Genomic DNA, 13,958 nt, shown 5'->3' on the forward strand with positions numbered 1-13,958 from the left:
CGAAATATCGGTGCACCCACCGTCGTACAGGGCTCCTGTGTTCAGCGGTACGCCTCGCCGAGTTCCGGATAGTCCGCCCAGCGCGGCTCCCGCTGCCCGGCCAGCAGCGCGTCGAGCCGATCGAGGTAGTACTGCCAGCCCGGACCGATCTCGGCCGCCTCCGAACGGGGAACGTGCCGATGCGTGAACTCGAGGGTCGTGACCCGGCCGACCTGACGCAACCGCAGCTCGAGCCTCCACCCGTCCACGTCGACGACGAGCATCCGCGGACCCGCGCACTCGACGATCGTGACATCCGTTGTCGTCGAGTCGTGCTCGTCGGTCATCGTCAAACGCACCCGGCCCGACGACGAATCCCCGGTCCACCGTCCGTACCAGCGGGCGAGCACGTCCGGCTTGGTCAGCGCCGCCCACACCTCGCCGATCGGCAGCGCGAAACTGCGCTGATAGTGCAAGGTTACGAGGATCGAACCGTGCGGACAGTCGTGCTCGGGGCGGACCTCGCCGAGCACGGTGGACGGGGTGCTCATCGGAATGCTCCCTCCGGTCGTCGGATGCCGGACACCGACAATTCTTCCGTGCGAGACATCCACCGGTGCGGTTTCCGGCGCGATCCGTGACCGACGCGAGACCGGCCGCCGCGGATACGGGGGAGGGCGCCGCACCGGACCGGCTCGAGGCGATCTTCGAGCGATTCCACCGGGTCGATCCCGCACGCAGCACCGCCGGCACGGGTCTCGGACCGATCATCGCGCGCGGGCTCGCGACCGTGCACGGTGGCACTCTCACCGGCGACGGGCCGGGGATGCGGGGCTCGCTTCGAGCTGGACCTGCCGTGCCGTGGTCCGGCTGCACGGTACGGGTCGGACCACTACGGTGATATCGAGTCGTATCGGTCGCGCCCGCCCGATCACCGAGATTCCCGACGCCACCCGGCCGTCATCCGCAGTGATCTCCATCGGCGGATGGTGATTCCGATCGGCGGACGGTGATCGCGATCGGCGGACGAGGAGCACAGCAGTGGCGGGAGATCCGGTACCGCATCCGACCGGGCGGGAACGATGGCGGCGATTCGTGGAACCGGCTCTGCTGGTTCTCACCCTGACGTTTCTGACGGGCGGCGTTGTCGCCTGGCTCGCGGGCGCAGCCGCGGTCGCGAACAGGTTCTGGATCACCGGCACGGTGATCGCGATCGTGCCCGCGGTGTGGTGGGTGCTGACGGCATTGCGCCGCGGGAGGGTGGGGGTCGATCTGATCGCCGTGCTGTCGCTGCTCGGCACATTGCTGGTCGACGAGTACCTTGCCGGCGCCCTCATCGCCGTCATGCTGGCCACCGGCCAGAGTCTCGACGCCGCGGCGAACCGCCGCGCGTCCAAGGACCTGCGAAGCCTGCTCGACCGTGCGCCGCGCTCGTCCCGGCGCCGGCGCGGGGAGATCGTCGAGACCGTGGCCATCGACGCCATCGCGGCAGGCGACGTCCTCGTCGTCGGATCGGGTGAAACGGTTCCGGTCGACGGCTGGATCATCGGTCCTGTCGCCGTCCTCGACGAATCGACGCTCACCGGTGAACCGATGAACGTCCGGCGCGGCGCCGGCGAGGCCGTGCGGTCCGGTGTCGTCAACGCCGGCGCCGTCTTCGAAATGGAGGCACGCGCGACCGCCGAGGAGAGCACCTACGCCGGAGTGGTCCGGCTCGCCCGCGATGCTGCTGCGGAATCCGCCCCGGTCGTGCGGCTGGCCGATCGGATCGCAGCGTGGTTCCTCCCGGTCGCACTGATCCTCGCTGCCGTCGCGTGGGTGGCGAGTGGTACTGCGGTGCGGGCGGTCGCTGTCCTCGTGGTGGCGACCCCGTGCCCACTGCTGCTCGCAGCCCCGGTCGCGATCGTGTCCGGGCTCTCTCGGGCTTCTCGCAGGGGAGTGGTGATCCGTAGTGGGGGCGCTCTCGAAAACCTGGGCCAGGCAACCACACTCGTCATGGACAAGACCGGGACTCTGACCACCGGCCGGCCCGCGGAGTCCGACATGGTCACGGCGCCCGGTTACGACGCTCCCGAGGTTCTGCGGTTGGCCGCGTCCGCCGACCAGGTTTCCGCACACGTCCTCGCCGACGCCCTCGTCGAAGATGCGAGAATCCGGGGTCTGACGCTGTCCTATCCCACCGAGGTCGTGGAGGAACCCGGCACGGGGATCGCGGCCACCGTGGACGGTCGCCGCGTGACCGTCGGCACGCTGGTCCTGCCGGCACACGCACCGTCGTGGGCCCGCGCGGTGGTGGCTCGAAGCGTTCTCGACGGCGCGGTCGTCGTGTGGGTGACCGTCGACGGCGAACTGGCCGGCGCGATCCTGCTGACCGACCCCCTGCGCCGGGACGCGCCGCGCACGCTCAGACGCCTACGGTCGGCGGGTCTGAACAGGCTGGTGATGCTGACCGGCGACCGGCGTGCGCCCGCCGCGGAGATCGGCGCGATTCTCGGCCTCGACCACGTCTATGCGGAACAGACGCCGGCGGACAAGGTGTCCCGGGTGCGAGCCGAGTGCGAGTCGGCGGTGACGGTCATGGTGGGCGACGGCGTCAACGACGCTCCTGCCCTGGCCGCCGCAACGGTCGGGGTCGCGATGGGTGCGCGCGGGTCGACGGCAACCTCCGAGGCTGCCGACATCGTCCTGACCACGGACCGGCTCGACCGCATCGCCGACGCGATGGAAATCGCGCGCCGATCCCGCCGCATCGCTCTCCAGAGCGCCGGCATCGGGATGACGTTGTCTGTGGTGGCGATGGGATGTGCGGCAGCCGGCTGGTTGGCTCCGGCAGTGGGCGCGTTGTTGCAGGAAGCCATCGACGTCGCCGTCATCCTCAATGCGCTCCGGGCGCTGCGCGGCGAACATACCCGCGACGCGGTGCTGCCCGAGGACACCGAGAAGATGCTGCAGCGATTCTCGTGTGAGCACGAGGAGATGAGGGACCGGCTCTCGATACTGCGCGACACCGCGCAGCTCCTGGCGGCCGGAGACCGGCAACGAGCGGTGGAATCGCTGCGGGACGTCGACGACTTCCTCACCGGAACTCTGCTTCCGCACGAGCAGGCCGAGGAGACCGAACTCTATCCGGCGCTGGCCGCGCCACTCGGCAGCGGTGAGGCCACCGCGACGATGAGCCGGATGCACGCCGAGATCGAGCGGCTCGCTCGCCGACTGCACACCCATCGCCGGCAGATCGACTCGCGCGGCGCTGTCGACCCGGACCGGTGCGACGACCTCCTCGCATGTCTGTACGGCCTGCACGCGCTGCTGCGCCTGCACTTCCTTCAGGAGGAGGAGAACTACTTCACCCTCGTCGAAACGGGCGAGCATCGCGATGACCCGCCCTCGCTGTGAGGCACCGCACCGAACCGGCTCGAGGCAATCCTCGAGCCGGGCAGTGCGTTGTTCCACTCAGCGAATCGGCGCTCTCGGACGGGCCCCGGGAGCGCTCGACGGCATCACTTCGTGGTCTTGATGTCGATCTTCTTGGCGGATTCGGTTCCCTCGGCAAGCCCGATCGAGACGGTGAGAATTCCCTTGTCGTAGGACGCCTCGACGTCCTCGTCGTCGGCGGTGGGCGGCAGGGTCACCGAGCGATGGAACGAACCGTAGGAGAACTCGGACCGGCCCTTCTCGGTCTTCTCCTCGGTGCGTTCCGCGTGGATGTCGAGGCGGCCGCGGTCGACCGTGACGGTGATGTCCTTGTCCGGGTCCACTCCGGGAATCTCGGCTCGGACGATGTAGCGACCGTTGTCGATGTGGTCTTCGACGCGAATGAGGTTGTTGCCGAAGACGGTACCGAAGGAAGGCCATCGGAGCGTGTCGAAGATTTCGGACAGCTCCGGGAAGACCGAACGGGGCTGGCGAGCGGGCACAGACATCGTGTTCCCCCTTCCGTGTGTGTAACTGTCGCACCGTCAATTTTCCCCTCTTGCGGTGCCGGTCGGCACCGATGAGCCGAGGAAGGGACGAAGGGCCCCTATCGCCGAGGGCATGTGACCTGGCTCAATGGAAGGTGAACTGTCGACGGCCGACGCGGCCGACGAAGGAGCAGGCGCATGGACGGCGCACGCATCCCGCGGGTGGACGAACGCATCCTGGACCGCCGGGGTCTCGATCTGCTGATCGACGTACTGCGAGAGCGGGGATATCGGGTCGTCGGCCCCACCGTGAGCGACACCGCGATCGTCCTCGGTGAGCTGAAATCGGGGGCCGACCTGCCGGCCGGATGGGGCGTCGAGACCGCTCCCGGCCGCTACCGGCTGCATCGACGCGACGACGCCGCCGTGTTCGCGCATTCGTCGGGTCCCCAATCCTGGAAGCAGTACCTGCATCCACCGCGACGGCAACTGTGGTCCACCACCCGTGACGGTCCGTGGGAACCGCCCGTCGTCGACGAGACGCCCTGTGCGTTCGTCGGTGTGCGCGGTTGCGATCTCGCGGCGATCGCGGTGCTGCGCCGTGTCCTGTGTCCGGACCCGGACGCCGATACACCGACCGCGCGCCGTTTCCGCAGCCTGTTCGTCGTCGCCGCGCACTGCACCGAACCCGGCGGTGTGTGCTTCTGCGCCTCCATGGGCACCGGGCCGGCGGCCGGGGCGGGATACGACCTGGCGCTGACCGAACTCCTCGACAACCACGGCCACCGATTCCTCGTCGACGTCGGAACCGAATCCGGTGCGGCAGTCCTCGGCGACGTCGAGTCCCGTGTCGCGGAAGCAGACGACGTCGAGGGTGCACGCCGCGCGGTCGCCGATGCGGCCCGGCACATGGGCCGCCACATGCCCGACACGGATCTGCGCGAGCTCCTCCGGCGTGCCCGGGACGCCGACGTCTGGGAAGACGTCGCCGACCGATGCTTGACCTGCGGGAACTGCACGATGGTATGCCCCACCTGCTTCTGCACCACCACCGAGGACACGACCGACCTGACCGGTGAGCACGCGCAGCGCTGGCAGCACTGGTCGTCCTGCTTCGAACTCGACTTCAGCCACCTGCACGGCGGCGATGTCCGCACTTCCGGCGAGAGCCGGTACCGCCAGTGGATGTCGCACAAACTCGGCACGTGGTTCGACCAGTTCGGCAGTTCCGGATGTGTGGGATGCGGACGCTGCATCGACTGGTGCCCGGTCGGCATCGACATCACCGAGGAAGCGGCACGACTGTCACAGCTGCTCCCGGCGTGGGGAGAGGACGACCGGTGAACGCTCCCGAGCCCGTTCTCCCGGCCGCGCTCGCCGGGCTCTCCGAGGAACACCGCACCCGGCTCGCGGACTTCGCAGTCGCCGTCGGGTTCGCCCCCGGCGAGCTCGTCTTCCGGGAGGACGAACCCGCCACCCGGTGCTGGCTGCTGCACACCGGCAGCGTCGTGCTGAGCACGGTGGTACCGGGGCGAGGCACCGTGGTCCTCGAAACCGTGCACGGCGGCGACATCCTCGGCTGTTCCTGGCTCGCTGCCCGTCCCCGCTGGCAGTTCACCGCGCACGCCGCGGCCGTCACCGAGGCCACCGAGCTGGACGTCGTCGCCCTGCAGGCGACGGCCGCCGACGATCCGGCGTTCACCTACGCGGTGACGCGCGCCCTGTCGGAGATGATCGTCGCCCGCCTGCATTCGACGCGGGCCCGGTTGCTCGACCTCTACGCCGGCCGTTCCTCGGAGTGACACCGTGACTCCGGACTCCGCGATTCCCCTCGGCTACCGGGTTGTCGCACGCGCGCGGGAAACACACGACACCGTCACGCTGACGCTGCAGCCCCTCATGGAACCCGCCGAAAGACGTTTTGCACCAGGACAGTTCATGATGCTGTACGCCCACGGCGTCGGGGAGGTGGCGGTGTCGGTCAGCGGTGACCCGACGCCCGACAGTGACACGCTCGTCCACACCATCCGCAGCGTGGGGGCCGTGAGCCGGGCGCTGCACGACGCACCGGTCGGCACGGTGATCGGTGTCCGGGGCCCGTTCGGGAACGGATGGCGGATGCACACCCGCCCCGGCGGTGATCTGGTCGTCGTCGCCGGAGGGGTAGGGCTAGCGCCCCTGCGGCCCGCCGTGCTCGCCGCGCTCGCCGCACGCGACCGGTTCCGGCGGCTCACCCTCGTCGTCGGGGCGCGGACCCCGGCAAACATCCTGTTCCCATCCGACCTGTCCGCCTGGGCGACCCGGGACGACCTCACCGTCGAGCTGACGATCGACCAACCGGTGTCCGGGTGGACGGGTGCGGTCGGATTCGTCACCGAAGCACTACAGAGAATCGACGTCGACCCCGCCCGCACCACCGCACTGCTGTGCGGGCCCGAACCGATGATGCGGTTCTGCGCCCGCGCCCTGATGTCGCGGGGAGTTCCCGCCGAGGCCATCCAGTTGTCCCTCGAACGGAACATGCAGTGTGGCACCGGGCAGTGCGGCCACTGCCAACTCGGGGAGCTCCTGCTCTGCCGGGACGGGCCCGTCGTCGACTACACCGTCGCCGAACCGCTTCTGCGCGTACCGGAGCTGTAGATGAGTACACCCTCGAAACCGACACCGACCCTCGCGGTGTGGAAGTTCGCCTCCTGCGACGGCTGCCAGCTCACCCTTCTCGACTGCGAGGACGAGCTGCTGCCGCTGGCCGAGGAGGTGTCGATCGCCCATTTCCTCGAGCTGTCCGACGCCGTCGCGGGTGGACCGTACGACCTGTCGCTGGTCGAAGGATCGATCACCACCGCGGCCGACCGCGACCGCATCCGCAGGATCAGGGAACAATCCCGGTCCCTGGTCACCATCGGGGCCTGCGCCACCGCGGGCGGGATCCAGGCGCTGCGCAACTTCGCCGACATCGACGAGTTCCTGTCGGTCGTCTACGCCGACCCCCACTACATCGACACGCTCGCCACCTCGACCCCCGTCTCGGCGCACGTGCCGGTCGACTTCGAACTGCGCGGATGTCCCATCGATCGCCGCCAGCTCCTCGAGGTGATCACCGCCTACCTGTCCGGACGGAAGCCGAACATCCCGAACACCACCGTGTGCACGGAGTGCAAACGACGCGGTCTGACCTGCGTGATGGTCGCCGAGGGCACACCCTGCCTCGGACCGGTGACGCACTCCGGCTGCGGCGCACTGTGTCCGGCCGTCTCCCGGGGATGCTACGGCTGTTTCGGTCCGGCGCCCGATCCCAACCTCGCGTCCATGACGGGGTGGCTGCGGACCTGCGGCATGAGCGAGGCGGACATCTCCCGGATCTTCGCGACGTTCAACGTCGCGGCGTTCGACACCGGCACGGCGGGAGCACGCGATGACCGACTCCCGTAGGGAAATGACCGTCCGGGCGCTCGCCCGCGTCGAAGGCGAAGGCCGGCTCGACGTCACCGTCCGCGACGGCCGCGCCGAGCGGGTGGATCTCGCGATCTACGAGCCGCCGAGATTCTTCGAATCGTTCCTGCGTGGCCGGCACTTCCTGGAGCCGCCCGACATCACCTCCCGGATCTGCGGGATCTGCCCCGTCGCGTATCAGGTGAGCGCCTGCAACGCGCTGGAGGACGCGTGCGGAGTGATCGTCGACGACGACATCACCGACCTTCGCCGGCTCCTGTACTGTGGGGAGTGGATCGCGAGCCACGTGCTGCACATCTACTTCCTTCACGCCCCAGACTTCCTCGGCGTCCCGGATTCGATCGAACTCGCGCGCAGGGATCGTGCCGCGGTCGAACGGGGACTGGCCTTGAAGAAGGCGGGAAACGCCGTCCTCGACGTCGTCGGTGGGCGCCCGATTCACCCCGTCAACGTGCGGGTCGGCGGATTCCACCACGCCCCGACCCGGGCCGAACTCGCCCCGCTCGCAACGCAACTCGACGCCGCCCTCGACGACGCGGTGGCAACGGTCGACTGGGTGTCCTCCTTCGACTGTCCCGACATCGACGTCGACCACGAGTTCCTCGCGTTGCAGCACCCGTCGCGCTACGCCATCGAGGACGGCGACGTCGTCTCCACTTACGGGTTGCATTGCACAGCAAGCGAATTCCCGCAGCACGTGACCGAACACCAGGTGCCGCACTCGACCGCACTGCACGCCACGCTCGACGGGCGCCGCTACCTCACCGGCCCGCTGGCCCGGTATTCGCTCAACTCCGGGCAACTGACCGGGCAGGCCGCGGCGTCCGCGGCCGCGGCGGGACTCGGCCCCCGATGCCGCAATCCCTACCGCAGCATCGTCGTCCGCGCCGTCGAGGTCGTGTACGCGCTGGAGGAGGCGCTGCGGATCATCGACCGCTACCGACGGCCCGCTCCACCCGCCACCGCTGTCTCGCCGGTGCGTCGCGTCGGGCACGGTGTCAGCGAAGCGCCCCGTGGCCTGCTCTATCACCGCTACGAACTGGACTCCGCCGGCCTCGTCACCGCGGCCGCGATCGTCCCGCCGACCTCCCAGAATCAGGCGGCGATCGAGCACGATCTGCGCCGCGCCGTCGAGGCGAATCTCGCCGCCTCGGACGAGGATCTGACGATGATGTGCGAGCACATCATCCGCAACTACGATCCGTGCATCTCGTGCGCCACGCACTTCCTGACCCTCACGGTGCAGCGCCGATGATGTGCCGATGAGAACCGTGGTGCTCGGGTTGGGAAACGACTACCGCAGGGACGACGGGGTCGGACCCGCGGTCGCGCGCGACGTCGCCGCCCGGGTGGCACCGGACGTCGGGGTGTACGCGGTGGACGGCGAACCGACGCGGATGCTCGACGCGTGGGACGGCGCGGATCTGGCGATTCTGATCGATTCCGCGGTAGGAGATTCCGCTCGTTCGGGAACGGTGACTCCGGGAACCGTGCACCGTTTCGACTCGCAGGACCTGACGCTGTCGCCGGGGGCGGCGACCAGTACCCACGGCTTCGGGTTGATCACCGCCCTCGAGCTGGGGCGTCTGCTCGATCGCATGCCCCGCCGATGGGTGCTGTACACCGTCGACGCCGCCGACGTCGGCTTCGGCTGCGGCCTGTCCCGCACCGCCGCCCGAGCAGCCGACCGGGTGGTCGCGGCGGTGCTGGAGGAAATTACCCGCGTCTAGCGCACCACCAGCATCGGGCAGGTCACGTGGTGCAGCAGCGCGCGGCTCGTCGAGCCCAGCAGCAGGCCCGTGAACCCGCCCCGTCCGCGACTTCCGACCACCAACAGCTGGGCGTGCTCGGACTCGTCACGCAGGGTCCGGACGGGCCGATCCAGGACCACCACCGTCCGGACCGGGACGTCGGGGAACTCCCCGGAGTATCCGGCCAGGCTCTCGGACAGCGTCGCCCGCTCGCGTTCCTCCACCTGGGCCCAGTCGAAGTCGCTGGGGAACGGGGCGTGCACATCGACGTCGGACCACGCGTGGACCGCGACGAGCTCGGCACCGCGCATGGCCGCCTCCTCGAACGCCATCGCGATCGCGGGCTCGCTGTGCTTCGACCCGTCGGCCCCGACGACGACCGGACCGGAAATATCGTTGACGTCGACATGCGGGAGACCCCGTACGACGGCCACCGGTGAACGGGCGTGGGTGACCACCGCGGAGCTGACCGAGCCGAGAATCGCACGTTCGATCAGGCCGCGCCGATTCGCACCGAGGACCACCATCCGGGCGGACTTGGATCGCTCGATCAGCTCGCGGGCCGGTGCATCCTGTGACACGGCCTTCTCGACCTCGACGGTGTGTCCCGCCGTCACCTGCGCGACCAGGCTCTCGGCCTCGGCGAGCCGCCGCTCCGCCTCGAGCTGCTCCTCCTCGTAGAAGGTGTCCGGCATTCCGATGGGGACGACGTAGCCGCCGGACACGATCGCCGTGGTGACAAGGGTGAGGGGAGCCCCCCGTCGTGCTGCTTCCTTCGCGGCCCACGCGACCGCTTGCAGAGACGAGGGTGAGCCGTCCACTCCGACGACTATCGGTTGAGGTGCGGTCACGTTGGCCTCCTGGGGTCGGCCGGCTGGAATCCGTCACTGCCTATCGTCGTTGCGGCAGCGCGCTCTGCCGTAGGGGAGAAGGTCCTCACCTTCGGGCGCCGGCATGCAGCACGCCCGCGTCGGAGCCGAGTTCGTTCGCCGGAACCTTTTGCTGGTCTCGCTCCTCCAAGTAGGTGGCGGGCAACAGGGTTCCGCCGTAACGAGAAGGATAGGACAAACCTCATGGGCACGAAGCTGATTCGCGGCGCGATTCTGGCGACGGCGACCGCCGGTGGGGCCTTGGCGGCGGCCGGGCCGGTCCACGTGGGCGGCGCCCCCGACGGCTGGAAGCCGGACCAACCCTCCGTCGAGCCGGGCTACAACCGGCCGCTCATCGACGAGGCCTGCATCCCGGTACAGCCCGGCGTGACCGTTCTCGGCCCCGCGGAGGTGCCCTACCTGACGCCCGGCGGAAGCCCCGGCGTCCTGCCGTCCCTGTAGCGCGGCGCCGGACCCCGTGGTGGGCACGACCGGAGTCGTGGTGGGGGCCGCGACTCCGGTCGCCGGCGACGCACTGGAACCGCGTGGAACCGGCGGGTGGGTCGACGCGTCGAACCGGGTAAGGACGAGCACTGTCGTCCCCGACGGGGGAGGAACACCGACCATGGACCCACGCTCGACGCACTGCGTACGCACACGATCGCGAATGGGCTTGCTGCGCACGGCATCCCGGCCGCGAAGCGCGATCAGGCTGGGATGCGGCACGCCGGCCGGGGACGGAACGCCGGGCTCGGACACCCGCCCGGACGACACCCGCAGCGACGGACGGGAACGATGACCGCCCGCGTGCTCAGGCGTCCGGCAGACCCGCCGCCGCCTCGGTGTCGACGAACCACACCGTCTGCTCGAGACCGCGCGCCCCGGCCGCCGGGATATCGACCGGATCGGCGCCGGCCACCGCAGCCGCGACCGCGTCGGCCTTCGCCGCGCCGGTCACCAGGAACCACACCTGCCGCGAGCGGCGAACCGCGGGCAACGTCAACGTGACCCGCGCCGGCGGCGGCTTCGGGGAATCGTCGACGCCGACGACGAACTTCTCGGACTCGCGCACCGCGGCGGTGTCCGGGAACAGCGAATTGATGTGGCCTTCCCCGCCCATCCCGAGCAGATGCACATCGAACGTGGGCACCGTGCCGTCGGGGGAGTGCGCGGCCAGCACCCGCGCGTACGCCTCGGCGGAAGTCGCTGGGGACGCGCCGCCCGGTTCCCCGAGCGCCGGCATCACGTGGATGCGCGCGGGATCGATCGGCACCCGATCGAGCAGCGCCGCCCGCGCCTGCACCTCGTTGCGGTCCGGGTCGCCCGGGGGCAGGAACCGCTCGTCGCCGAAGTACACGTCGATCGCGGACCAGTCGATGCCGCCCTGCTCCCGGCACACCTGCTCGAGCACCGCGATGCCGGTGCCGCCGCCGGTCAGCACCACCGACGCGCTCACCCGCTCACGCTGCGCGATGACCACCGCGTCGACGAACGCGGACGCCGCCGCGCCGACCAGTGCCTCGCTCGAGGCGAAACGTTCGACGCGGACCGGTGCATCAGACATATTCCACCTTCGAGATGCCGTTGAGTGCAGAGTGGTAGACCTCGTCGGGGTCGAGCCGTCGCAGTTCCTCGGCGAGGCACTCCCACGAGTCCCGACGCGCCAGGGTGATCAGCGAATCCGGTTTCCCGGTGCGCTTGAGCGTGGCGACGCGCCCGTCCTGCGGACGCACCAGCTCGATCGTCTGCGACCGGGTGCGCAGCTCCACCTGCAGCTTGCCGATCGCACGCTGCACCGGCCCGTCGATCCGGCTGGCGAGCCAGCCCGCGAGCAGATCCAGCGCAGGCTCGTTCGCCAGCCCCGACACACGCGCCGACTCGATCGGCTCGTGCGGGGCCTGGTCGAGCGCCGACACCAGCAGCGCCCGCCAGTAGGTGATGCGGCCCCACGCCAGGTCGGTGTCGCCGGGGGTGTATCCGGCGCGCCGGGAAGCGATCGAGGCCATCGGATCGGCGTCGTTGGTGGCATCGGTCAACCGGCGCACCGCCAGGCGACCCACCGGGTCCTTCGCGGGAACCTCCGGCGGCGACGTCGGCCACCACACGACGATCGGGGTGTCCGGCAGCAGGAACGGCACGATCACCGACTCCTGATGGTCCGCGAGGGGTCCGTGCAACGCGAGGATCAGCACCTCGGACGCGCCGGCATCGCCACCGAGACGGATCTCGGCGTCCATGCGCGGGACGTCGCCGTCGTTGACCCGGCCGACGACGATGACGCGACACGGATGTTCGCGGGCCGCGGCGGTCGCGGCGGCGATCGCCGGTTCGAGACCGCGACCGCCGTCGGTGCACACCACGAGCGTGAGCACGCGGCCCTGCGTGACGACCCCACCGTTGCGGCGCAGCTCCACGAGCTTCTTGCCGATGTCGATCGCGGTCGCGTTGCGCAGCTGAACCCTCACGGTCGCCTCCATTCGCGGCCGGAGCGGCGCAGCATCTCGTCCGCCGACGGCGGGCCCCAGGTCCCGGCCTCGTACGGCTCCGGGACACCGTGGGCGGCCCAGTGCTCGAGCACCGGATCGAGGATCTTCCAGGACAACTCGACCTCTTCGTCGACCGGGAACAGCGACGGTTCGCCGAGCAGCACGTCGAGGATCAGCCGCTCGTACGCCTCCGGCGACGACTCGGTGAACGCCTGGCCGTAGCTGAAGTCCATGTTCACGTCCCGGACCTCCATCGAGGACCCGGGCACCTTCGACCCGAACCGGAGCGTGACGCCCTCGTCCGGCTGCACCCGGATCACCAGCGCGTTCTGGCCCAGCTCGGTGGTCATGGTGTCGTCGAACGGCAGGTGCGGCGCCCGCTTGAACACGATCGCGATCTCGGTGACGCGACGCCCCAGCCGCTTGCCGGTGCGCAGATAGAACGGCACGCCCGCCCAACGGCGGGTGTTGATCTCACAGGTGATCGCCGCGAACGTCTCCGTCGTCGAGTCCGGCGCGAAACCCTGCTCCTCGTGCAACCCGACGACCTCGCCGCCGTTCTGCCAGCCCGCGACGTACTGTCCGCGCGCGGTGGTCTCGTCGAGCGGTTCGGCGAGCCGCGTCGCCGAGAGCACCTTGATCTTCTCGGCCCGCAGTTCGGCCGGATCGAAGCTGATCGGTTCCTCCATCGCGATGAACGCGAGCAGCTGCAGCAGATGGTTCTGGATGACGTCGCGCGCGGCGCCGATGCCGTCGTAGTATCCGGCGCGGCCCCCGAGCCCGATGTCCTCGGCCATGGTGATCTGCACGTGGTCGACGTAGTGGGCGTTCCACAGCGGATCGAACAGCTGGTTCGCGAATCGCATCGCCAGGATGTTCTGCACCGTTTCCTTGCCGAGGTAGTGGTCGATGCGGAACACCGAATCCTCGGGAAACACCTCGCCGACAACGGCATTGAGCGCGCGGGCGCTGGCCAGGTCGTGCCCGAACGGCTTCTCGATCACGACGCGGCTCCAGCGCCCGTCCTCCGAGCCGGCCAGACCCGAACGCGACAGCTGCGAGCACACCACCGGGAACGAATCCGGCGGAATCGACAGGTAGAACGCGTGATTGCCGCCCGTGCCCCGGATCTTGTCGAGCTCGGCGAGGGTCGTCGCGAGCTGGGCGAACGCGTCCTCGTCGTCGAAGCTGCCCTGGACGAAGCGGATCCCCTCGGCGAGTCGCTGCCACACCTCCTCCCGGAAGGGGGTGCGCGAGTTCGCCCTGACCGCGTCGTGCACGATCCGGCCGAAATCCTCGTCCACCCAGTCCCTTCGGGCGAAGCCGATCAAAGCGAACCCGGGCGGCAGCAGGCCACGATTGGCGAGGTCGTAGACCGCCGGCATCAGCTTCCGGCGGGCCAGGTCGCCGGTGACCCCGAAGATCACCAGCGCACACGGGCCCGCGATGCGGGGAAGCCGCCGATCCCTCTCGTCACGAAGCGGATTGACCCACTCCGCCGCCGCGGGTTCGCTCACC

At 69.7% G+C, this 13,958-nt stretch carries 15 protein-coding genes; 9 read left to right on the top strand and 6 right to left on the bottom strand.

From position 1 onward, the window contains the following. Positions 1-41 precede the first annotated feature (41 nt). Positions 42-530 (bottom strand): SRPBCC domain-containing protein, encoded by a 489-nt coding sequence (locus ACWDTS_RS05175; RefSeq protein ID WP_197253131.1) that lies wholly within the window; start codon positions 528-530, stop codon positions 42-44. 86 nt (positions 531-616) lie between these two features. On the opposite strand from ACWDTS_RS05175, the gene ACWDTS_RS05180 reads away from it, so the two are divergent. Both ACWDTS_RS05180 and ACWDTS_RS05185 read left to right on the top strand, forming a co-directional pair. Next, on the top strand, positions 617-880 hold the full coding sequence (locus ACWDTS_RS05180; RefSeq protein ID WP_282581913.1) for a sensor histidine kinase: 264 nt from the start codon (positions 617-619) through the stop codon (positions 878-880). A gap of 194 nt (positions 881-1,074) precedes the next feature. After that, a complete protein-coding gene (locus ACWDTS_RS05185; protein ID WP_307846325.1) occupies positions 1,075-3,375 on the top strand; it encodes a heavy metal translocating P-type ATPase in 2,301 nt (766 codons plus the stop codon). Positions 3,376-3,479: 104 nt separating this feature from the next. Here ACWDTS_RS05185 and ACWDTS_RS05190 read toward each other — a convergent pair whose 3' ends face one another. Beyond that, positions 3,480-3,902, bottom strand: a complete 423-nt coding sequence (locus ACWDTS_RS05190; protein WP_197253133.1) for an Hsp20/alpha crystallin family protein — start codon at positions 3,900-3,902, stop codon at positions 3,480-3,482. A gap of 177 nt (positions 3,903-4,079) precedes the next feature. Here ACWDTS_RS05190 and ACWDTS_RS05195 point away from each other — a divergent pair, with 177 nt between their 5' ends. From ACWDTS_RS05195 to ACWDTS_RS05220, 6 genes are read left to right on the top strand one after another with little or no spacing between them, the layout of a single operon-like run. Beyond that, positions 4,080-5,225 carry a 4Fe-4S dicluster domain-containing protein gene (locus tag ACWDTS_RS05195; protein WP_197253134.1) on the top strand — a complete coding sequence of 382 codons (1,146 nt, stop codon included), beginning with the start codon at positions 4,080-4,082 and terminating at the stop codon, positions 5,223-5,225. Continuing rightward, on the top strand, positions 5,222-5,683 hold the full coding sequence (locus tag ACWDTS_RS05200; protein ID WP_248673915.1) for a Crp/Fnr family transcriptional regulator: 462 nt from the start codon (positions 5,222-5,224) through the stop codon (positions 5,681-5,683). Before ACWDTS_RS05195 ends, ACWDTS_RS05200 begins: the two co-directional genes overlap by 4 nt. A gap of 4 nt (positions 5,684-5,687) precedes the next feature. Further along, positions 5,688-6,521, top strand: a complete 834-nt coding sequence (locus ACWDTS_RS05205) for an FAD/NAD(P)-binding protein (protein ID WP_248673916.1) — start codon at positions 5,688-5,690, stop codon at positions 6,519-6,521. Then, the gene (locus ACWDTS_RS05210) at positions 6,522-7,313 is read left to right on the top strand and encodes an NADH-quinone oxidoreductase subunit B family protein (protein ID WP_197253135.1); all 792 of its coding nucleotides are present in this window, start codon (positions 6,522-6,524) and stop codon (positions 7,311-7,313) included. It begins immediately after the preceding gene. Further along, positions 7,297-8,589 (top strand): Ni/Fe hydrogenase subunit alpha, encoded by a 1,293-nt coding sequence (locus tag ACWDTS_RS05215; RefSeq protein ID WP_450117722.1) that lies wholly within the window; start codon positions 7,297-7,299, stop codon positions 8,587-8,589. The genes ACWDTS_RS05210 and ACWDTS_RS05215 overlap by 17 nt, the downstream gene beginning before the upstream one ends. A 7-nt stretch (positions 8,590-8,596) precedes the next feature. Beyond that, complete coding sequence (locus tag ACWDTS_RS05220) at positions 8,597-9,064, top strand: hydrogenase maturation protease (RefSeq protein ID WP_197253137.1); 468 nt, start codon at positions 8,597-8,599, stop codon at positions 9,062-9,064. Here ACWDTS_RS05220 and ACWDTS_RS05225 read toward each other — a convergent pair. Next, a complete protein-coding gene (locus ACWDTS_RS05225; RefSeq protein WP_197253138.1) occupies positions 9,061-9,936 on the bottom strand; it encodes a universal stress protein in 876 nt (291 codons plus the stop codon). The genes ACWDTS_RS05220 and ACWDTS_RS05225 overlap by 4 nt on opposite strands. A 222-nt stretch (positions 9,937-10,158) precedes the next feature. On the opposite strand from ACWDTS_RS05225, the gene ACWDTS_RS05230 reads away from it, so the two are divergent. Then, positions 10,159-10,416 (top strand): hypothetical protein, encoded by a 258-nt coding sequence (locus ACWDTS_RS05230; protein ID WP_450110129.1) that lies wholly within the window; start codon positions 10,159-10,161, stop codon positions 10,414-10,416. 349 nt (positions 10,417-10,765) lie between these two features. On the opposite strand, the gene pgl is transcribed toward ACWDTS_RS05230, so the two are convergent. Genes pgl through zwf form a run of 3 tightly spaced genes read right to left on the bottom strand, consistent with a single transcriptional unit; the run spans position 10,766 to position 13,957 of the window. Then, the gene (gene pgl, locus ACWDTS_RS05235; RefSeq protein ID WP_450117723.1) at positions 10,766-11,518 is read right to left on the bottom strand and encodes a 6-phosphogluconolactonase; all 753 of its coding nucleotides are present in this window, start codon (positions 11,516-11,518) and stop codon (positions 10,766-10,768) included. Beyond that, positions 11,511-12,419 carry a glucose-6-phosphate dehydrogenase assembly protein OpcA gene (gene opcA, locus ACWDTS_RS05240; protein ID WP_368862560.1) on the bottom strand — a complete coding sequence of 303 codons (909 nt, stop codon included), beginning with the start codon at positions 12,417-12,419 and terminating at the stop codon, positions 11,511-11,513. Before opcA ends, pgl begins: the two co-directional genes overlap by 8 nt. Next, positions 12,416-13,957: a glucose-6-phosphate dehydrogenase gene (gene zwf, locus ACWDTS_RS05245; protein WP_248673918.1), complete on the bottom strand. Its 1,542-nt coding sequence runs from the start codon at positions 13,955-13,957 to the stop codon at positions 12,416-12,418. Before zwf ends, opcA begins: the two co-directional genes overlap by 4 nt. Position 13,958: the final 1 nt, after the last annotated feature.

Source organism: Rhodococcus sp. NPDC003383, assembly GCF_053589115.1.

Excerpts from the sequence above, each read along its gene's own strand:
- ACWDTS_RS05210 (WP_197253135.1), top strand. The coding sequence starts at position 6,522 with ATGAGTACACCCTCGAAACCGACACCGACCCTCGCGGTGTGGAAGTTC.
- ACWDTS_RS05190 (WP_197253133.1), bottom strand. The coding sequence starts at position 3,902 with ATGTCTGTGCCCGCTCGCCAGCCCCGTTCGGTCTTCCCGGAGCTGTCC.
- ACWDTS_RS05220 (WP_197253137.1), top strand. The coding sequence starts at position 8,597 with ATGAGAACCGTGGTGCTCGGGTTGGGAAACGACTACCGCAGGGACGAC.
- pgl (WP_450117723.1), bottom strand. The coding sequence starts at position 11,518 with ATGTCTGATGCACCGGTCCGCGTCGAACGTTTCGCCTCGAGCGAGGCA.
- ACWDTS_RS05230 (WP_450110129.1), top strand. The coding sequence starts at position 10,159 with ATGGGCACGAAGCTGATTCGCGGCGCGATTCTGGCGACGGCGACCGCC.
- ACWDTS_RS05215 (WP_450117722.1), top strand. The coding sequence starts at position 7,297 with ATGACCGACTCCCGTAGGGAAATGACCGTCCGGGCGCTCGCCCGCGTC.
- ACWDTS_RS05195 (WP_197253134.1), top strand. The coding sequence starts at position 4,080 with ATGGACGGCGCACGCATCCCGCGGGTGGACGAACGCATCCTGGACCGC.
- ACWDTS_RS05175 (WP_197253131.1), bottom strand. The coding sequence starts at position 530 with ATGAGCACCCCGTCCACCGTGCTCGGCGAGGTCCGCCCCGAGCACGAC.